20 protein-coding genes are annotated in these 21518 nt (G+C 43.1%); 8 read left to right on the top strand and 12 right to left on the bottom strand.

The annotated features are described in order from the left end of the window. From AC075J_RS17020 to AC075J_RS16975, 10 genes are all read right to left on the bottom strand, one after another. The coding region (locus AC075J_RS17020) for a radical SAM/SPASM domain-containing protein (protein WP_476390533.1) at positions 1-1087 on the bottom strand (1087 nt) is incomplete at its 3' end. Between the two features lie 73 nt (positions 1088-1160). Next, complete coding sequence (locus AC075J_RS17015; protein WP_008705039.1) at positions 1161-1742, bottom strand: HdeD family acid-resistance protein; 582 nt, start codon at positions 1740-1742, stop codon at positions 1161-1163. Positions 1743-1997: 255 nt separating this feature from the next. Beyond that, complete coding sequence (locus AC075J_RS17010; RefSeq protein ID WP_022381285.1) at positions 1998-2555, bottom strand: TetR/AcrR family transcriptional regulator C-terminal domain-containing protein; 558 nt, start codon at positions 2553-2555, stop codon at positions 1998-2000. A gap of 197 nt (positions 2556-2752) precedes the next feature. Then, positions 2753-5518, bottom strand: coding sequence for a glycoside hydrolase family 3 protein (locus AC075J_RS17005; RefSeq protein ID WP_118585901.1), 2766 nt, complete (start codon positions 5516-5518; stop codon positions 2753-2755). Between the two features lie 475 nt (positions 5519-5993). Beyond that, positions 5994-7661 (bottom strand): sensor histidine kinase, encoded by a 1668-nt coding sequence (locus AC075J_RS17000; protein ID WP_476390532.1) that lies wholly within the window; start codon positions 7659-7661, stop codon positions 5994-5996. 205 nt (positions 7662-7866) lie between these two features. Continuing rightward, a complete protein-coding gene (gene phoU, locus AC075J_RS16995) occupies positions 7867-8538 on the bottom strand; it encodes a phosphate signaling complex protein PhoU (RefSeq protein WP_118331566.1) in 672 nt (223 codons plus the stop codon). A gap of 2 nt (positions 8539-8540) precedes the next feature. Further along, positions 8541-9299 (bottom strand): phosphate ABC transporter ATP-binding protein PstB, encoded by a 759-nt coding sequence (gene pstB, locus AC075J_RS16990; protein ID WP_022381180.1) that lies wholly within the window; start codon positions 9297-9299, stop codon positions 8541-8543. Between the two features lie 5 nt (positions 9300-9304). Then, positions 9305-10210: a phosphate ABC transporter permease PstA gene (gene pstA / locus AC075J_RS16985; RefSeq protein ID WP_008705064.1), complete on the bottom strand. Its 906-nt coding sequence runs from the start codon at positions 10208-10210 to the stop codon at positions 9305-9307. Next, the gene (pstC, locus tag AC075J_RS16980) at positions 10200-11057 is read right to left on the bottom strand and encodes a phosphate ABC transporter permease subunit PstC (RefSeq protein WP_008705066.1); all 858 of its coding nucleotides are present in this window, start codon (positions 11055-11057) and stop codon (positions 10200-10202) included. Before pstC ends, pstA begins: the two co-directional genes overlap by 11 nt. A gap of 146 nt (positions 11058-11203) precedes the next feature. After that, positions 11204-12067, bottom strand: a complete 864-nt coding sequence (locus AC075J_RS16975) for a substrate-binding domain-containing protein (protein WP_118572238.1) — start codon at positions 12065-12067, stop codon at positions 11204-11206. 315 nt (positions 12068-12382) lie between these two features. Between AC075J_RS16975 and AC075J_RS16970 the strand changes: the two genes are divergently transcribed. Next, entirely contained in the window at positions 12383-12775 is a 393-nt protein-coding gene (locus AC075J_RS16970) for a C-GCAxxG-C-C family protein (RefSeq protein ID WP_118137887.1), read from the top strand. Between the two features lie 137 nt (positions 12776-12912). On the opposite strand, the gene AC075J_RS16965 is transcribed toward AC075J_RS16970, so the two are convergent. Further along, positions 12913-13764 (bottom strand): hypothetical protein, encoded by an 852-nt coding sequence (locus AC075J_RS16965; RefSeq protein ID WP_144137355.1) that lies wholly within the window; start codon positions 13762-13764, stop codon positions 12913-12915. Between the two features lie 316 nt (positions 13765-14080). On the opposite strand from AC075J_RS16965, the gene AC075J_RS16960 reads away from it, so the two are divergent. From AC075J_RS16960 to AC075J_RS16930, 7 genes are all read left to right on the top strand, one after another. Beyond that, a complete protein-coding gene (locus AC075J_RS16960; RefSeq protein WP_025577743.1) occupies positions 14081-14440 on the top strand; it encodes an arsenate reductase family protein in 360 nt (119 codons plus the stop codon). Between the two features lie 205 nt (positions 14441-14645). Then, complete coding sequence (locus tag AC075J_RS16955) at positions 14646-15323, top strand: response regulator transcription factor (RefSeq protein WP_020993179.1); 678 nt, start codon at positions 14646-14648, stop codon at positions 15321-15323. An 82-nt stretch (positions 15324-15405) separates the two neighbouring features. Further along, complete coding sequence (locus AC075J_RS16950) at positions 15406-16215, top strand: sensor histidine kinase (protein ID WP_330366401.1); 810 nt, start codon at positions 15406-15408, stop codon at positions 16213-16215. Positions 16216-16350: 135 nt separating this feature from the next. After that, positions 16351-17022, top strand: a complete 672-nt coding sequence (locus AC075J_RS16945; RefSeq protein ID WP_025577740.1) for an ABC transporter ATP-binding protein — start codon at positions 16351-16353, stop codon at positions 17020-17022. A 15-nt stretch (positions 17023-17037) separates the two neighbouring features. Then, complete coding sequence (locus AC075J_RS16940) at positions 17038-19215, top strand: ABC transporter permease (RefSeq protein ID WP_476390531.1); 2178 nt, start codon at positions 17038-17040, stop codon at positions 19213-19215. 64 nt (positions 19216-19279) lie between these two features. Then, a complete protein-coding gene (locus AC075J_RS16935; RefSeq protein ID WP_476390530.1) occupies positions 19280-19684 on the top strand; it encodes an ABC transporter permease in 405 nt (134 codons plus the stop codon). Positions 19685-19857: 173 nt separating this feature from the next. Beyond that, positions 19858-20052 carry an Ig-like domain-containing protein gene (locus tag AC075J_RS16930; RefSeq protein ID WP_243872363.1) on the top strand — a complete coding sequence of 65 codons (195 nt, stop codon included), beginning with the start codon at positions 19858-19860 and terminating at the stop codon, positions 20050-20052. Between the two features lie 231 nt (positions 20053-20283). On the opposite strand, the gene AC075J_RS16925 is transcribed toward AC075J_RS16930, so the two are convergent. Continuing rightward, on the bottom strand, positions 20284-21518 hold a 1235-nt coding region (locus AC075J_RS16925), incomplete at its 5' end, for an IS30 family transposase (protein ID WP_476390529.1).

Genomic DNA, 21518 nt, shown 5'->3' with positions numbered 1-21518 from the left:
AAATATTTGCATTAGAATAATGGATAAATACACATGGATCTACATCACCATTCGCATTGATATGAAGGTAACGTCTTCCTCCTGCAATACATCCTCCTACATACTGCGCATCATTCTGGAAATCCATTCCAAAAATAGCTTTTGTAGAACGATACTCTCTGATCTTGTGATACATCTTCTCACGCTGCTGTGGATTCGGCATTAATTCTACTACAGCGTCATTACCTGTCGGCATATAATGGAAAAACCATACAAATAATGCACCACAGTCAATAATGTGATCGAAAAATTCCTCGCTGCTTACACTGTCCACATTTGCAGAAGTATAACAGGTAGATACACCAAACGGAAGTTTATGAGCTTTCAGAAGTTCCATTGCATGCATAACTTTCTGATATACACCTTCTCCACGACGTCCGTCGTTTGCTTCCTCAGAACCTTCCAGGCTGATCGCCGGAACAAAGTTCTTAACACGAAGCATTTCCTGGCAGAACTCTTCGTCGATCAGTGTACCATTTGTAAAGGAAAGGAACTCGCAGTCCGGATATTTCTCGCAGATACGCATCAGGTCTTTCTTACGTACCAGCGGTTCACCACCTGTATATATGTACATATAAGTTCCCATTTTTCTGCCCTGCTCTACAATAGAACAGATGGTGTCAAAATCAAGATTCAGTTTGTGACCATACTCTGCTGCCCAGCATCCTGTGCAGTGCAGATTACAGGCACTTGTAGGATCAAGAAGGATTGCCCATGGAACATTACAGTTGTTCTCTTCTGCTGTTTCTTCCTGAAGTGCACTTCCTTTTAAGCTGGCATTGATAATAAAGTTTGTAAAGAATGCTTCACGTACTCCTGGATCCAGCTCATAAATCCTCAGGATCAGTTTATACCAGTTGCTGTCCTTATTCTGGATTGCATTACGGATTGCATTTCTCTGTGACTCATACCAGCCATCCGGTACAAATTTATCTACAAGTTCCATCAGTTTTGGTATATTTACTTCCGGGTCCTTCTCCAGATAACCCAGACCTGTCTTAACTGCTGCTGCAAGTGCAGCCTGTTTTGCTTTGTCCATTAATTTCATGTGATTGCTCCTCCTTGTTGTGATGTGATATATATATAAACACCTGTGTATCAGGTATATTTTTATTATTTTATCAATATTCATCCATATCTATGATATCCTGTTTCTGGTTTTTAATAATTTTTACAGTGTAAATCGCCACACAAAGATTCAGAATTCCCTCAAACAGAACCGAAACACCAACCAGGATCATCATGATCTCTGCTGCCTCAAACGGCCTTATCAAAAGTAAAAATCCCAGAACACCGGTCAGAATCGCTACCAGGAGAATCCTCCACCAGAGATTCAGCCCGAATTTCTTTGCATCTATCGACATCTGAATTTTAAATAATGCATCCGCAAGGATCAGAAGTCCAAAGATTCCAAAGATCAGATTCACCACTACGTTCCTGCGTACTATAATAATAATTCCTACTGCTGCCAGCAGCACTCCAAAGGCAAGATCAAACTGAAATGCCAGACAATAGATATCTCTGGAAAAATATCCCAGAATCTTTATCAATCCGTATACAATAAGCATAATCCCTACTGCTGTACAGAAAACTGCCATCGAACAATCCGGCCAGATAATCAGACAGGCACCCAGAACCATAAATAATACAGACATAATAATATAACCATTCTTGGCTAATTTTAACTGCTTCAGTGCATCCATCCTATTGCTCCTCCCTTCTGAAATATACCCGAACCTGTGACTGTCAGGCTCTTGTTTTCATCTCTTTATGGTTGCTATTATAGCTGTGATTTTTTTAACAATAAATAGACAAAAAAAAGCCCATGTCCAAAAAACAGACATAAGCTTAATTTTGTATAATATGAAAATTAAAGGAATTACCTATAACGCTTCTCTCAGATAATACATTTAAGAGAATTGCTATAATAAATATCAGGAACAACAGGTATTTTCACTCTATTCTGATCTGTTCAATACCGCATGTAGCTCCGGGTGCTTTTCAAAAAGCCGGGAAGCCTGACGCATTTCTTCTCCAAAATCAGATTTCAGATTATTATCCAGCCACTCCATCAGAAATCCCATAAACAGACACTTATAATATTGAATCAGAATCCGGATTTCTCCCTCATCAAGATCAAACTGATCTGCATTTTTCCGAAAATATTCCATAATAATATAGTTGGAAATCTCATTCATATAAAAAAGGAACGTATCTTTTTTCACTGATCTGTAAACATTAAACATAACCTTTCTGTTATTTCTCACCAGATCTGCCATTTCTTCCATACATTCCAGAATAGAGGCTCTGTCCTGTGGGTGTTCCAGAATCTCATCCCACTTCTTTTTCAAAATAAACTCCACTACATCTGGAATATCCTTAAAATGATAATAAAAAGTATTTCTGTTTACACCACATCGTTCCACGATATCCTTCACCGTAATCTTAGACATGGGCTTTTCATCCAGCAATTCTGTAAAAGTCTTTGCAATAATTTCCTTTGTAAAACCTGACATATTATCTTTTCCTCATCACTCTTAACACTGTTCTAATCATCAGTAACACTTTTCCTCTGAACAGCCCGCTCCGCATTAAAAAAGTCCACAGATAACCACTTTTATAAAGCAATTATCACTCATCTTTCGCAGGTTCTGAGTATTTTCATAATTATGCCATAAAGGATATAGTTTTGCAAGCGTTCCTAAAATTGGTCTTACCTATTCGGAATCAGCACAATTTCTTTAATTTCAAGATTATCCGCACCATAATAAAATTTGATATAGTGATTATGACCAAATTCCATATTCAGGATGCGGCTTTCTTCTACCCATTTTCCATTGGTTCCCTGTACTGAAACAGTCATCTTATGAATATTATCCAAAAATACAGAAACCGGAAGCTGAGCCAGCTCACCAAGATCAGATTTCAAAGTAAACTTCATTGTGAAATCACCCATGAACTCGTTAGTCACAGCAATCACATCTGCCTTTCCCTTTGCAGGATGTAATAATGCACCGTCAATTACAATTTTCTGTGTCACCGAATCACTTTCAATACTTACCAGACTTCCGGCATCCACATCGTCCTCTTCCTTTGTATTCATAGCCTCCAGTTCTTCTTTGCATATTCTGTCTGTCAACAATAAAACAGAAGGACTTTTTAACAGAAATCCCAGGATATTGGCCGCATTTCTCTGCAATTCACCCAGAGTAATCTTTCCTGCATGAAGCATCTCCTCTACATCATCATTCTCAGGATTTGCCTTCGCATCACTTACTACCATATAAATATCATTCTGAGCCGCTACCATCGGTGCTTTCACCGGCGCTTCAGCCTGATGTCCTTCGTAGTTGGACTTCGCCCACCAGTCAGTCATCACAATACCATCAAATCCCCATTCCTTACGAAGAATAGTCGTACACAAATCATAACTTCCAGCCGTCCAGAGCCCGTTCACGCTTCCATAAGTCGTCATCACAGAACGCGCACCGCCCTCTTTTACCGCAATCTCAAAACCTTTCAGATAAATCTCACGCAAAGCTCTCTCAGAGATCACAGAGTCCGAAGTACTTCTTCCAACCTCCTGATTATTACCACAGAAATGCTTTATCGTACTTCCGATTCCAGACTTCGCCATAGCCTTCACCTGAGCTGCACAAATCCTGCCTGTAAGAATCGGATCCTCAGAAATATACTCAAAATTACGTCCGTTCAACGGATTTCTGTGAATATTCATACCCGGTCCAAGAAGAGAATCAATCTTATTCAGGCGGAGTTCCTTACCCGTCATCTCATACAATGCACCTACAAGCTCCATATTAAAAGTACAGCCAAAAGAAGTTCCATTCGGCAGAGAAAACGCCTTCGTACCACAGTCCATACGGATACCGGACGGACCATCCGAACAACAGCCAACCGGAATTCCAAGCGCAGTCAGACCATCTGTCACTCCGCCAAAAGCAGCCGCCGTTCCCGCAGTAACCTTCGGGCTGCACATACCCTCACCACGGAATATCGCAATCAGATCTTCCTCACTGATCTGTGCAATAAACTCCTCCATAGAAACCTTCTTATCCAGCACATCCACCAGCTTATATCCCTTATCCCCTGTATAATCCAATGTTTCTGGCATCTCATTCGCCCTGCGCTCCTGCGGATCAACAGTACGAACCGGCACCTCCTCAGTCACCGCCTGATAAGTCCCATCCGGCAATAAAACAGCCTTCATCCTCTGAAATTTCTCAACCGGCGCATAAGCCTCCTCAAGCTCCTCAATCACCCGGAACTCTTCCTCATAACATCCGACAGACACCGCACTTCTCACATCACTGCCGACAAAAACCTCATAACATCCCTCTTCCAGAACATAACAAGACTTATGCCCTGTCACACCACTGTCATCATAAGAAGCCATATCATACTTCTGAATAACAATACAAACCTCTTCCTGCTCTCCAGGTGCCAGCTCCTTCGTCTTCGCAAACCCAATCAGCTTTCTCGCCGGATTTCCCAGTTTCCCCTGCGGAACCTTCACATAAACCTGAACAACCTCTTTCCCCCTTACCTCACCGGTATTAGAAACCGTCACAGACACCGTAATCTCATCCCCGGTATTCTTAAGAATCTCCGCTCTCGTCTCAAAAGTCGTATAAGACAGCCCATACCCAAACGGATAAAGCACCTTATCCTTCGCAAACGTCTCAAAATAACGATATCCGACATAAATATCTTCCTTATAATAATTCTTAAACGGATCTCCGAAATTCTCAGTAGACGGATAATCCTTAATATCAGCAGCAATCGTATCCGTCAGCTTACCACACGCACAAACCTTACCAGTCAGGACATCGGCAACACCATTGCCACCTTCCTGACCACCCTGCCATGCATACAGAACAGCCTGAGGATGATATTTCTCCACCCAACTCATATCAATAATATTTCCAACATTCAGCACCACAACCGTACGCTCACTCACCTCGCAGACACGGCGGATCATATCCTCCTCCATCTCCGTCAGACAATAACTGCCAGCCTTCGCATTATTATCCTGATCCTCACCCGCAGTTCTGCCAATAACAACCAAAGAAACATCATCCCTGCGCGCACAGTCAAGCATCTCCTCCGTCACACCCATCTCCTTCTGACACCAAGGCACACGCCCCCAGCCCTGACCTTCATCATAAGGATTCTCCATAATCCAATCCTCATAAATCCCCATCAGCTTCTCATCCAGATGAACCCCTTCACACGCCTTCAAAGCATCCAGAATCCCCACGACATATCTTGTATTCACCAAACCACCAGAGCCAAGCCCACTCTTATAATAATGAAACGCCATACGCCCAAAAACAGCAACCCTCTCCCCATCTCTCAACGGAAGCGCCTGCCCCTCATTCTCCAGCAGCACACACCCCTCGGCCACAGCCTGTCTCGCCAATGCAGCATACTTCTCCAAATCCAGCTTATAACTATTCATAATATCTATTTCCTTTCTCCACAAAAGCCATCTCAACTCACTATCCAAAAATCTCTCTCAGCAGCTCTCCCAATGACCGTTTTCCAACAATTTTCAATCTTCATCTTATCAGAAAACTCCCCCATTGAAAACACTAAATATTCCCATTAAAATAATCCACCAAATCAAAAAAGGACCCTACCTGTCCCACCTTTGAAACAGCTAACATCCTTTGTGCAAAAAACTATCACAGCCAGTTTCCAGCGCAACGCAGCATCTCTCTACGGGTGAATTTGGAGAGGAATTAGTAACTCTTAGGTATAGGAAATTCGCGTTATGAAGAAAAATAGCAACGTGTCTGAGCGAAGTTTGCAACGAAGCGAGTTTTGCATTTTTCTTCATGCCTTTAGCGAATTCACTATGCCTTAGAGTTACTTATTCCTCGGAACTGAACCCGTAGAGAGATGCTGCGTTGCGCGTCCCTCCCACTAAGTTTTTATTCTTTATGCACCTTAGGAAACTTCATACAAATTTCCGTTCCATTTCCTTCTTCACTTCTCAGTATAACACTTCCCTTCAGAGCCCCAACTGCATGTTTCACAATCGAAAGCCCAAGTCCTGTACCCCCAATTTCCTTAGAGTGACTCTTATCCACCCTGTAAAACCTCTCAAACACTCTGTCCTGGTCTTCCTTTGGAATACCCACACCTGTATCTTTTACCACAATCTGAATCTCCTGCGCAGTCTGCGTCAGAAAAACACTCACGCTTCCGTCATTCCGGTTATACTTAATCGCATTATCGCAGACATTATAAATTGCCTCTTCCAGAAGTGTACGAACTGCCTCCATCTTCATACGTTCCCCACAGATATAAAGATGCACATTCAGCCTCTTCGCCTTCTCCTTCAGACTCTCAAATGCATTTTTACAAACCTGATAAACATCCACAGGCTCCCATACATAAGAAGTCTTCTCCTCATCAAGCTGAGAAATCTGGATTACATCCTCAACCAACTGAAGCAGTCTCTGAGATTCTTTATAGATACGCCCCGCAAACTTTGGAATATCCTCATTCTTCACCAGACCACCCTGCATAATCTCCGCAAATCCTGAAATAGAAGTCAGCGGTGTCTTCAGTTCATGAGAGACATTTGCGGAAAATTCTCTTCGCAGACTCTCTCTCTCAAGCTTTTCCGTTACATTGACAAGCAGCACTACCGCACCTTCGGTTTTCTTATCTCGTATGACAGGATTAGCGATCAGCTGAATATCACTTCCATTTAATTTCAGTACCAGTTCCGTATGTTCTCCACTAAGCACCTGCTCAATGGCATGTCTGAATTCTTCCTCACGATCCAGACAATAAACACTTTCTCCCTGACACACCCTGTCTATATGAAACAGATTCCATGCACTGGAATTTGCAGAAAGGATCATAGTATATTTATCAATCACGATCAACCCTTCCTGCATATTCTCTGTGATAAGAGCGAACTCTTCCTGCTGCTGTTTCGCCAGTTCCAGTTGATTCTGAATTTCCCGGTTCTGTCTGTGTATCTTACTTAAGAGAGGAGAAAGTTCCTCATAAATCCGATTTTCTTCCGGACTTTCAAGATCCAGCTCATTGATTGGTTTCACAATTCGTTTCGATATCGCAGATGCCATAATTCCTGATAAGATCAGCATCAGACATAAAAGCCCGCATAAAGGAAATATGAGATTTTCAACCAGTGCCAGTACCGAATCCTGCGTACCGGAAACTCTCAGTACCGTACCATCTTTCAGACGCAGTGCATAATAAATGGTTTTCTCAGAAAGTGTATCCGAATATCTCGAAGATTCTCCTGCACCATATTTCTCTGCCTTCTGAAACTCAGTTCTGTCACTGTGATTCTTCATCTCAGAAACATCTGCTTCATTATCAAACAGTACTGTTCCATCCTGATCAATATAAGTAATTCTTGCACTTTTATCCTTAATATTTTTAAGATAATCCACACCCTGCTGCTCCACACCATATTCCAGATAAGCAGCTTCCTTAGACAGCTCTTTCCGCATCTGTCCGTCAAAATTACGGTAAAGGATTCCCATTACAGCAGCCAGTCCCACTGCCAGAACCAATGCACATACAAACATTATAGATTTAAAGATTTTTTTTGTCACTTCTCTTCACTTCCCCTTTTATTTTTTAATATTTCAGGCAAATATACACAATCTGCATTCGGTCAGATCGCTACTCTCAATAAAACATATTCCAAAACGCAAAATAAATAATAACTCAAATATCCGCAAACGGTTCCCGCCTGCGGATATAAAAAGCCCTGCTCCCAAATAATTATATTCAAAATCAGAAACTTTCCCTATTCAATTAATTATTCAGATAATCCTGATGCTCATTATTTCTGTGCTGTCCGGTAATAGAATATTCCACCCATTCTGCAATATTCACTGCATGATCTCCGATACGTTCAAAATACTTGGCAGTCATAAGAAGATCCAGCCCTGTCTTGGCATCCAGATTTCCTCCGTAAATCATATCTGCAAGCTTCTCTTTGATCTCATTAAATGCATCATCCACCACATCATCCCGGTCAATGACATTTCTGCACAGTTCCAGATCACTCTTTACAAAAGCATCCACACTCTCAGTTACCATACGCACAGTGTCCTCCGCCATCTGTGTGATAGTCTCAGGAATCACAGTGGTATTCTTTGCAACATACAGGGACAGATCTGCAATATCTGCTGCCTGATCACCGATACGTTCCATATCAGAAACCATCTTCAATGCTGCAGATATCTCTCTTAAATCTCTTGCAACCGGGTGCTGATGAAGCAGAAGACTCAGGCACAGATTCTCAATCTCTCTTTCTTTGGCATCAATATCTCTGTCCGTCTCAAAAACCTGGCGGGCAATCTCTTCATTCTGCACCTTCTGGATTGCTTTTGCAGAGAATGAAATTGCTTTCTCACAATAGCTTCCCAGTGTGATAAGCTGAACGTGCAGTTCCTCCAGCTGTCTTTCGAAATACTTTGACATAATCAACCAAACCTTCCTGTAATGTAATCCTCTGTACGCTTGTCAGAAGGCATAGAGAACAGTTTATCAGTATCATCAAATTCAACTACTTCTCCCAGAAGGAAGAAAGCTGTTTTATCAGAAATACGTGTAGCCTGCTGCATATTATGAGTTACCATAACAATGGTATAATCCTTCTTTAACTCCATCGCCAGCTCCTCGATCTTGGAAGTTGAGATAGGGTCAAGTGCGGATGTAGGCTCATCCATCAGAAGTACCTCCGGCTGAACTGCCAGTGCTCTGGCAATGCAAAGCCTCTGCTGCTGACCACCGGACATACCCAGTGCGCTTTTCTTTAATCTGTCTTTTACTTCATCCCAGATTGCCGCATCGCGGAGAGATTTTTCTACAATATCATCCAGCTTAGACTTGGAACGGATTCCATGGGTTCTCGGTCCATATGCAATGTTATCATAAATGCTCATAGGGAAAGGATTAGGCTTCTGGAATACCATTCCCACTCTTTTTCTCAGAAGATTCACATCCATATCTCCGTAAATGTCTTCACCGTCAAGCTGTACCTTACCGGTGATTACACATCCCTCAACCAAATCATTCATACGGTTTAAAGACTTCAGAAGTGTAGATTTACCGCAGCCACTCGGTCCGATAAAAGCTGTGATTTCTTTCTCCGGAATTGCCATGTTTATATTCTTCAGCGCATGGAACTTTCCGTAATGTAAGTTCATATTTTCAACTGTTATTTTTTCATTCCCACTCATTTTTCTTATCCTTTCGCAATTCGTTTGGCAACTGCTCCGGACAGGAAATTGATTACAAGAACAAATGCCAGAATAACAACTGCTGTCGCAGATGCCTGATTCATATGAAGACCTTCCCCTGACAGCACATACATATGAAGTGCCAGAGTACGTCCGGAACCCATCAGGTTCTTCGGTACCTCTGCAACTGTACCTGCTGTATAGATCAGGGCTGCTGTCTCACCGATCACACGTCCGATGGCCAGGATCACACCTGCCAGAATACCAGGTACTGCTGATGGCAGAACAATGGTGAAAATGGTACGAAGTTTACCTGCTCCAAGTCCGAAGCTGGCTTCACGATAAGAATCAGGGACAGACTTCAGGGCTTCTTCCGCAGTACGCATGATCAAAGGAAGAATCATGATCACCAGTGTGAAAGCACCGGACAGAAGGGAAAGTCCCCAATGCAGTGCTGTTACGAAAAACAGCATACCGAAAAGACCATATACAATAGAAGGAATTCCTGAAAGTGTTTCTGCTGTAATACGTATCACATTTACAAGCTTACTTCCTTTTTTCGCATATTCTACCAGATAGATGGCTGCAAAGATTCCCAGCGGTGCTGCGATTACAAGTGAAACAACCGTCAGGATGAATGTGTTGATCAGAGAAGGAAGTAAGGAAAGATTCTCTGAATTATAAGTTAAACTGAACAAGTCTGTTGACAGATACGGTACGCCCTTGACCAGAATATATCCGATCAGAAAGAACAGTAATGCAAATGTCAGGACTGCACCTAAAAGGGTAAGCAATGCAAGAACACCTGATCCCGGATGCTTAATATATGCCTTCATCTGATCTGAGAAAGAAGACTCATTCTGCTTTTTTTCTTTGGACAAATCAATTGCCGCTGCTGTATCAATTTGCATGTTCTGCCCTCCTGTTCAGTAAAGAAAGACTCAGGTTAATGATAAGGATAAAGATAAATAACACAACTGCTGTTGCGATCAGAGCTTCTCTGTGAAGACCTGTTGCATAACCCATCTCAGTGACGATATTTGCAGTCATTGTACGGACACCTTTCAGGATTCCCTGTGGCATTCTCGGCTGGTTACCTGCAACCATTACAACTGCCATTGTCTCACCGATCGCACGACCGATTCCAAGCACTACAGCTGCCAGAATACCTGACTTTGCTGCCGGAAGCATGACAAAAAAGATGCTTCTCTCCTTGGTTGCTCCCAGTGCCAGTGAACCTTCGTAATAACTCTCAGGTACGCTGCGGATCGCAGATTCCGTAACTCCGATGATAGTCGGCAGGATCATCATTCCAAGCAGAACACAGGCTGCCAGCATACTGGTTCCTGTTCCGCCGAAAATCTGTCTGATCAGAGGAACAATGAGAATCAGTCCAAAGAAACCATATACAATAGAAGGTACACCTGCCATCAGTTCAATTCCTGATTTCAATGGTCTGTAAATTTTCTTCGGGCAGTAACGTGCCATAAAAACAGAAGTAAAGAGTGCAATCGGCACACCCAGGAGAATGGCACCTGCAGTTACATAAATACTTGCTACGATCATTGGAAGGATTCCAAAAATATCATTTGACGGCTTCCACTTCGTTCCCAGCAGGAACTTCAGCGGGCCGATTTTCCCGATAGCCGGGACACCATTTGCAAACAGAAATGCACAGATCAGAAATACTGCCAGCACTGAAGTACAGGCTGCGATCAGAAATACACATTTCATTGCTTTTTCTTTAAAGTGGTTCATTCATTACACCTTTCTTTCCCTGTATCAAAAATCATAACCTGTCACTTCTACAGTAATTCTTAAAATATGATTTTCGACATACAAACAGCCCGCCTGCTGTATTATTTCATTCACAGGCGAACTGCTCTGAAACTAAATCTGTTACATTATTTAGCAAGATCTTCCCATGTAGTAGTCTCGCCTGTGTATACAGCCTTTACCTGATCGCTTGTAAGTTCATCAACATCATTGTCTTTGTTTACGATAACTGCGATACCATCTCTTGCGATAACTGTAGCTGTAAGACCAAGGTCTTTCTCTTCATCTTTCAGGTCACGGGATGCCATACCGATATCTGCTGTTCCTTCTGCTGCCATGTTTACACCTGTTGTGGAATCACTCTGCTGAACTTCTACAGTTACGTCTTTGTTTACTGCTTCATAGCCTTCTGCAAGTTTCTCCATAACCGGTGTTACTGAAGAAGAACCTGCAACTACTACTTTACCGGAAACTCCGTCTGCTGCTTCATAAGCCTTAGCATCTGCTGCTTCTTTGATATATCCGTTGTCCTCTACGATTTTCTGTCCGTCAGAGCTCATAATGTAGTTTACGAAATCCTTTGCTGCATCGCTTTCTTTATCAGATGTAAGGATGTTGAATGGACGTGCGATCTTGTAAGAATCATTGGAAACATTATCTACAGTAGCTTCTACGCCATCAATCTTAACTGCCTTGACTGTATCATCCAGAGAACCAAGTGAGATATAACCGATTGCATTTTCATCACCTGCAACAGTTGTCATCATAACAGATGTGCTGTTTGTTACACTTGCTTCATCTGTAGTCATATCTACTTTCTCACCGTCTTTTTCTTCTTCAATTCCAAACAGTTCTACGAATGCTCCACGTGTACCGGAACCATCCTCACGGGATACAACTGTGATATCTCCGCTTGCTGCACTTACGATTGTTGTGAAAGCTGTTGCTCCGATAACTGCTGCTGTAAGGATTGTTGCGATTCTTTTCTTCATGATAATTTTCTCCTCTTCCTATGAGCCATGTTTTTAATATAAAGTGAAAGGCTCATTTCCTTTTTAATATTTTTATGTTTTATAACTTGTTACCTCATTTACAAGTGCTATTATAGAAATCCAAAGTTAAATGTAAAACCACGCTAAAGTAAAATCTTTGTAAATTGAAAATTTTTGTGAAGGTTGTAAAAACAGGCGTCAGGTGCTATCATAAACTATATCTTCAAGTCCCCACCCACTGCTTATTGCTCTTCGCAAGTCAAGCAGGGGACTTACTTGATTCGATTAAAATTTATACACAGGAGGATTTTATATATGGAAAATTTAAGATGTGAAAAAGCAGTAGAAAAGAAACATAACGGCTATAACTGTGCACAGGCTGTGGCCTGTTCTTTCTGTAAAGAGGCATCTATGGATGAGGAGACACTCAAAAAGATCACACAGGGATTCGGTGCAGGTCTTGGCACTATGGCCGGTACATGCGGAGCAATCTCCGGTGCTGCAGTTGTAGCTGGACTTATTAACCAGGACAAAGCCGGAACCTCTCAGACTGTCCGCTCTGTCATGAATCAGTTTAAACAGCAGAATGGAACTGTAATATGTAAAGACTTAAAGGGTGTGGAAACCGGAAAGGTAATCCGCTCCTGTGATGACTGTGTCAGAGATGCGGTGAAATTCCTGGAAGACGCATTAAAATCAGAAAATTGATTTCAGGCAGATATTCGCAATGCATAAATACCAACGCAAAAGGAGCTATGCACGTATAATGTGCATAGCCTCTTTTATGATTAGCTTGATTAATGCTCCCAGTTCCCAATTAATTTTATATCTGTAATTTACTTTCACTACTTGTTCACAGTCATCTGCTGTTCCTGAACTTTTTTTATTTCTTCCAGAGGCAAGTTCAACATCTTCGAAACTTCTTCTGGAGTTTTTCCACTCATGAGAGCCCCCAGAATCATTCCCTCATGACGGCCTTGCTGTATTCCTTGTTGCATTCCTTGCTGTATTCCTCTTTCATAAATCATATCTCCAAATCCTGTCATTTTGCTCGCCTCCTCCTGAAATGGTTCTGACCATTCTATATGTGAATATCTTTGTATTCTCTTTATATCACCAGTAAAAAGCCCTTTCAGATAATCAAATATTCCTTTTTCTTCTGTTTCTTTTCCCAGTCGGATTATAATTACTGTTAAGAGATCATAATCCTCCTCAGGTTCATCTGCTACCCCTATAATATCCTTCTTCGAAAAAGAGTATTCCGTCAATGTATTCTGCAGTTTCTTTGGCACATCCTCTGCACAGATCCATATGGAATAACATTTTTCCAACTTTGAATAATCTGTAGTCTGCGTAATAGTACTTAACTGAGATGAAAGGTCTCTGGCCACATAATATACTGCACGTTTTAATATAGGGTATGACGGATTACTTGGACGGTAGCTTTTCTGCGCTTCCATATCAATATGTAAATTCACTCTTATTTTCTCTGTAGATAACTTTGGATTTATTATTTTAAACCGAATATCAAACCTCACCAGTTTCTCCACAAGAGATGAGAGTTCACTGTCTTCTTTTGTTAATCTCAGATCCTTTTCTACATTTGGTATATCACTTACGAAATCATCTTTTGTAATAGAAGAAATGTCTAAGCACTGTAGAATTTCTTCCTGTGAGCACGTTTTAAACTCCGGCACTGTCATCTGCAAAATGGGAATGATAATCTCCTTATTGCTCATAAGTTGTTTCATTCCTGCATCATACTCCGCGCCAGTCACTCCGGACGTATATACGTCCATCTTCGTCTCATCACGCATGATTTCTCCTCTCCGGGGAACTGGAACTGTTTTTTCTTTTGTATATGGATATATTAACATGAAAACCTGAACCTTACAATTCTTCCATAACATTCTCTTGCAAAATCGCCCTTTCCAATTTATGATATATCTATCTGGAACAATAATGGAGGAAGTAATTACCTGTAAATAGTTACGATAAATCTATACGAGGAGAATGTCTATGAAAGTTTTAGTTTACCGCAAATGCAGTACCTGCATGAAAGCCCTGAAATGGCTGGACGAACACAATATCAATTATGAAGAACGGGCTATTAAAGAAGAAAATCCTACTTACGAAGAACTGAAGAAATGGTACGCAAAAAGTGGTCTTCCACTGAAGAAATTCTTTAATACAGGCGGAATGATCTATAAGGAAATGGGATTAAAAGATAAGTTAAAAGATATGTCTGAAGATGAGCAGCTGAAACTCCTTGCTACAGATGGAATGCTGGTGAAACGGCCTCTGGTAATCGGAGATGACTTTGTACTTACCGGATTCAGGGAGAAAGAATGGAGCGAGGCTATGCACATGTGATGTGCGCATAACCTCTTTTTTATAGCTTTCTTATCAATCTTTGCCACATAAAACAGAACAATCAAAAACTCCAGATATGACTGGGAACTTCTGGTTGCCGAAGGTGCTATTCATGCTGTCCGGCTGAAACAGAAATCCAAAACGAAACGAAAAAAATTGCCCAAGGAAATGATGGTGGCATTTGAATAACGAAGGAGTGAGATACATGGAACAATTATTGATTATTGAAGATGATATAGGGTTGAATCAGGGTTTAAGTAAAGCATTGAAAGCAGATGACCGTCAGATTATATCCTGCCATGATCTAAAAGCGGCAAGAGAGCAATTGCTTTGCGGTAGTGTATCCCTAATCCTGTTGGATATCAATCTGCCAGATGGCAGTGGGCTTGAGCTGCTCCGGGAAGTCAAGGAAAACATGCCCGGAGTTCCTGTTATTCTGCTGACTGCCAATGACACCGATCTGGACATCGTAGACGGACTGGAGAGGGGCGCTGATGATTACATTACCAAGCCCTTTTCTCTTTCGGTTTTGCGGGCAAGGGTGAATACCCAACTGCGAAAGCAAGCGTCAAACCATAAAAATGTATCGATCCATATTGATCTATTTCACTTTGACTTTGAGGCTATGACCTTTTATGTGGGAGATTCAAAAGTGGAATTGAGTAAAACAGAACAAAAATTACTGCGTCTGCTTGTTGAAAATCGTGGTCGAACCATGACCCGTGGAGACCTTGTCGACCGGATCTGGACAGATGGCGCAGAATATGTGGATGAAAATGCTTTGTCCGTTACAATCAAGCGTCTGAGGGATAAGCTTGGTGCACAAAAGTACATTAAAACCGTCTATGGAATCGGTTATAGCTGGGTGATAAAAGATGAATAAAACCGGCATTGTGATCATACTGCTGTGTTTTCTGGCGGCGGCAGCTGTTGTATTATGGGAGCGGAGAAAGGCCAGAAAAACGATGGAAGAAATCGAAAGGATGCTGGACGCTGCCATGACCGGTTCCTTTTCTGAAACCAATTTTGATGAAAGCCAGCTGTCTGCATTGGAAACGAAGTTTGCGCACTATCTTTCCGCCGCAGAAGCATCTTATCGAAATGTAGCGCAGGAAAAAGACAAAATCAAAACCTTGATTGCGGACATCTCCCACCAGACAAAAACGCCGATTGCAAACCTGCTGTTATACAGCGAGCTTTTGATGGAGGAAACTCTGCCTGCATCAACGAAGGCAAATGTGGAGGCATTGTACAAACAATCGGAAAAGCTGCGATTTTTGATCGATTCTCTCGTAAAGCTTTCCAGACTGGAAAATGGGATCATTTCACTCTCCCCTCAGCAAGCAGCGCTGCAGCCGCTGCTTGAAAGCGTAGTAGAACAATATGCCGCCAAGGCTTCTGAAAAAGGATTGTCTTTGCAACTGCAAGATACCAATGCTTTTGCTGTATTCGACTTCAAATGGACAGCGGAAGCGCTGGCTAATATCGTAGACAATGCCATCAAATATACAGAGCATGGCACAATCAGGATTTCTGCTGTAAGCTATGAACTGTTTGAAAGGATCGATATATCGGATACTGGCACAGGCATTTCGGAAAGTGAGCAAGCGAAGATATTTGCTCGCTTTTACCGCTCAAATAGTGTGCAGAAACAAGAAGGGGTCGGCATTGGCTTATACCTTGCCCGACAGATCATATCCGGAGAGGGCGGTTATATCAAGGTTGCTTCCGTTCCGGGAAAAGGAAGTACGTTTTCCATATTTCTGCCGAAATAACAACAATTCTATCAAAACTGTTAGATTTCATTTTCCGCCGGAAAGAATGTGGAAAGATTCCTATGCGATAATCTGTATGTATCAAAGGACCATTTCCTTTCATACATACAGATTTTTTCATGGAGGTACTCATTTATGGAAGTTTTACAGGCAAAAAACCTGAGAAAGATTTATGGCTCCGGCAATAACGCAGTTCATGCGTTGGATGGAGTTGATTTAAGTGTAAAGAAGGGCGAATTTGTTGCAATTGTCGGCACATCCGGCTCCGGCAAATCCACGCTGCTGCACATGCTGGGCGGGCTGGATCGCCCTACAAGTGGCACGGTCATGGTGGACGGACAGGATATTTTCTCCCTGAGGGAGGAAGCGCTGACCATCTTCCGCCGCAGGAAAATCGGCTTTGTGTTCCAAGCATATAATCTTGTTCCGGTGCTGAATGTGTATGAAAATATTGTTCTACCCATTGAGCTGGACGGTGGCAAGGTCAATAAGGATTTCGTACAGCAGATTGTACAGACACTTGGGCTGGATGATCGTCTGGATGCGCTGCCCAATCAGCTCTCAGGCGGTCAACAGCAGCGAGTAGCCATTGCCCGTGCGCTGGCGGCAGCACCCGCTATCATTCTGGCAGATGAACCCACCGGCAATCTGGATTCCAAAACCAGCCAGGATGTATTGAGCCTTTTGAAAGTCACCAGTCAAAAGTTCGCCCAGACAATCGTAATGATCACTCACAACGAAGAAATTGCGCAGATGGCAGACCGCATTATCCGTATCGAAGATGGTCGGATCGTCTCCCAGAACTAACGGGAGGTGGCTACGATGAATGTCAAAAACAGAAAATGTATTCGAAAGCTCAGCTTAAAATCTCTTTATGCGAACCGTCGCCGCAATCTGATCGCTATTTTTGCCATTGCGCTGACCACGCTGCTATTTACCTCCATGTTCACCATTGTCTTGTCGTTGAACGCCAGCTATGAAACCTACCAGTTTCGGCAGGTAGGCGGCTATGCGCATGGCACCTTTAAGGATGTTTCCCCCGAGCAGGCGGAACGCATCGCTGCCCACCCAAAGGTAAAGGCTACGGGGGCACGGAAGGTAATCGGTATCACTGCGGAGGGGGTCTTTGCCAAAATACCGGCAGAGATCAGCTACATGGATGCCAACTGCACTAAATGGAGCTATGCCACCCCTACTACCGGACGGATGCCCGAAAGCGGCAAAGAGGTAGCCATGGATACGGCAGCGTTGCAGCTGCTTGGCGTAACGCCGGAGCTGGGCGCCGAGGTCACGGTTTCCTATTCCATTACGGACAAGGATCAAACCGCCTTTACTGTAACAGATACCTTTACGCTGGTGGGCTATTGGGACTATGATGAACTAATGCCTGTTCATTACATCAACATCAGCCGTGATTACGCAGATGACATCGAAGCGCAGGCAGTGAAAACAGGTTTACAGCCTTTCCGCACCGATTTGAATGTCATGCTGACCTCCGGCACAAACATTCAAGGGCAGATGGAGCAGGTGGATACCGATCTTGGCTACACATGGGACAGCTATACTGATCCCAACAGCGTCCGGATCGGCGTCAACTGGGGATATACCTCATCCCAGCTGGAATCGCAGCTCGATCCAGAGCTGATGATCGCCATAGCAGCTTTTTTGCTGCTGGTGATTTTCACGGGGTATCTTATCATCTATAACATTTTTCAGATCTCTGTTGCGGGGGATATCCGGTTTTACGGACTTCTGAAAACCATTGGCACAACGCCCCGGCAGCTCAAACGCATCATTCGCCAGCAGGCACTTCTGCTTTGTCTGATCGGCATTCCGGCGGGGCTGCTGCTGGGCTACGGCATCGGCGCTGTTTTGATGCCTGTTGTCTTGCACTCCATCCAGTTGAATACAGGCATCACCACCATCAGCACTTCGCCTGTGATCTTCCTTGGTTCTATGCTGTTCGCCTTGTTGACGGTGCTTTTGTCCTGTTCCAAGCCCGGAAAAATGGCAGCCAAGGTCTCTCCGGTGGAGGCTACCAAATATACGGATGTGATGCAGACCAAGAAAAAACGGCGCAGCATCCGAGGAGCAAAGCTCCATCAGATGGCCTTTGCCAATCTGGGACGAAACAAGAAAAAGACGGTACTGGTGGTGTTGTCTCTGGCACTGTCGGTGACACTGTTCAATGCGCTGTGTGCCTTTGTGGGCGGCTTCAGCATGGAGAAGTATGTATCCGCCATGACCTGCGCCGATTTTATCGTCAGCACTCCCGACTATTTTCGTTATAACCCAGCAGATGAATTCATCACGCCGGAACAGATCGGAGAGATCGCAGCAAACACAAAGGCCAGTCTTTCCGGCACGGGATATGCTGTGCGAAAACCCGCATATCTGTGGATGACGGAGGATGCTCTGCGGCAGGACTATGCAAGGTACGAAAGCGCCGAGCAGTTGGACACCCATATGAGCCGCATGGAGCACCGGGGCAATATGGTGATGGGAGATACCAGAATCGAGGCTCTGGATAACAGTCTGTTTGACAAGCTGCAAGTGCTCGACGGAGATATTTCTCCTATGCTGGAGCCGGACAATAACGCCATTGCCATTGCGGTTTCCTTAGATGACTACGGTAATCTGCTCAATCCTGAATACTACCCCAAGGTGGGAGACACGATCACGGCTACCTATGCGGATGATGTGAAATATATCGACAGCCGCACCGGAGAACTCCGCACCGAAGATACACCGGAGGAGTACCGTCAGAAAAAACTGTATGGAGCCAGAGATGTAGAGTACACGGTCTGCGCCTTGGTAGAACTTCCGAATTCCATGAGTTATCGTTATAGCGGCGTTGGCTATGATGCAGTTTTGTCTGTGGACACCGCACAGAGGGACAGCGGTGGTGCAGCCATTCCGATGCTCTACCTGTTCGACACAGCGGACGAAGCGGACGAGGCCGAAGCAGAGCAATATCTATCAGAAGCTCACTGCCGGTGAGTTTTCGCCCTTGATGTATGAAAGCAAGGCCACGGCTCGCTCTGAATTTGCTCAGTTCCGGCAGATGTTCCTTCTGATAGGTGGTATCCTCTGTGCTATCATCGGGCTGGTGGGACTCTTAAATTTCTTCAACGCCATGATGACCGGTATTCTTTCCCGCCGCCGTGAATTTGCTGTGCTTCAGGCTGTAGGAATGACGACCCGGCAGCTCAAAACCATGCTGATCTACGAGGGGTTGTTTTACACAATGTCTTCCGTATCGGCGGCCTTTGTGCTTTCACTGGCGTTGGGACCTCTTGCGGGGAAAATGCTGGGCAGTATGTTCTGGTTCTTTGAGTATCGGTTCACCGTTCTGCCTGTCCTGCTGACAATTCCGGTATTTCTTCTGCTTGGGTGGCTGATTCCTTGCATGATGTATGATAACGCAGCGAAATGCAGCATTGTAGATCAGTTAAGGGATGCTCAATAATTGTTAAGCCAAAATTAGCCCTCTGTCAATGAAAAGGCTGAGGGCTGGAATTCAAATAATAATCAAAGTGACCATTACACTGGCCAGCGGCAAGAAACAGGTCATTTCCGTTACTGTGCAAAAAACAACAGTAAGAACAACAAAGATCACCGGACTGAAATCAAGCGTGACTGTTGCAAAGAATAAAAAAACTTACGCTGAAACCGGTCATCAGCCCGATCACTTCCCAGGAGAAAGTTACCTACAGTTCTTCAAATAAGAAGATCGCAACGGTAAGTTCCGGTGGTGTGATCACCGGAAAGAAAAAGGGAACAGCCTATATCACAGTGAAATCTGGAAAGATCCGCAAAAAAGTAAAACTTAAATGAAAAACTAAATTCCAGTTGTAGACTATCGTTGTAATTCTGCAGGATTAAATTCGGCTTTGCACCTTAACAAATTCATATATTTGCGTTATAATGAGCCTATAAGCCTCCAGTTTTGATGTTTTTTCACATTCTAAACGGGCATCTGAAAATAGTATGCGAGACTAAATTCCACATGCCTTGTGTGTAAGACTAAATTCTGGTGCAGTGAAATCTGCCTGTGCTTAAACTATTTTATTTCAACAGATTTGGACTAAACATTACGTCATCAGGTGCGACTGCCGTTAACCCTAATGCTTTGTGAAGTTTTTGGTCCAAGAGTAAAAGAGATAGTTCATATGGACTGTGTCCATTGAGACTGTCTCTTTTTTCGCTGTTTATGTGATTCATCATAAGCATGATTTTTTCATCATCTAAGTCAGCGAATGAGCTGCCTTTGGGACGGATGTAACGTATATACTCATGATTCTTTTCACAGGCTCTTTTTTGCCAGAAACAGTAAGGATCACAGTAATAAATAGTTGTACTTTTACTTCCGTCACAGAATTCCTCCATCTCTTTTCGGGCTGAGAATTCAGAACCTCCATCTGTGAGGATTACCGGAAAAAGCTTTTTGAATGCCTCTTGTCCCAAAACTGTTTCCAGCCATACAAAGACCTCCAAGACACATTCCTGATCCTGATATTCCAAAAGAAACATGAGCATAAGATTGCAGTTGCGGAACGTAAAGATTAAGATGGCTTTGCTTTCGCCTTTCTTACCTTCCACGCAGTCCATTTCCACAACATTGATATCTGGATGTTCCTTTATATAATTCTGAAAATCTTCGTAGTTATGACCTTGACGGTAAAAACAGTCTTTCGCACTGGCCTGAGTAGGTTTCCTGCGTTTCTTATAACGTACAGTTCTTCTTAAATCACTGTTTCGTACTTCAAAGACACAATTACTGATGTACGAGTAGAGTGTTCTTCTGGAACAGCCTAATTCCTCAGCATGGGTAGCATAGATATGACCTATAGACTGGTGTTTTTCCTTAATCAAAGGAACCAGTAGGTCATTCATGGCCTGAATACTTTCAGGAGTTTGGTTGATGCCAACTCTGCAATCAACTAATACGCTTCGATATTCATCATGTGCATATTTTGATGAATAAAATTTTCTTGGCATAAGACAATTCGTTTTTTTTACACAACCATTGCAGACATACGGTGGTTTCTTAAGTTTTTCGCATTCAGCAGTTTCATAACCCGGGCATATATTGATACATCGCATATCAGGTTTTCTACAGAGTTTACAAACAATACCACACTGTTCATCACAAAGGCAAACTATTTTACAAGTTTTGCGATGAATACATGGTGGGTTTGTATATCCTGCATCGGGACGTTCTTTTGTATGTGCATGAAGTCTTACTTCTTTTGATATAGTAGAGGAATCTTTTCCGATAGTTCTTCCAATTTCAGCGAAAC

The sequence above is a fragment of the Blautia sp. ZXY-1-C6 genome (assembly GCF_056339875.1).
This window is presented reverse-complemented; position numbering and strand designations above follow the sequence as displayed.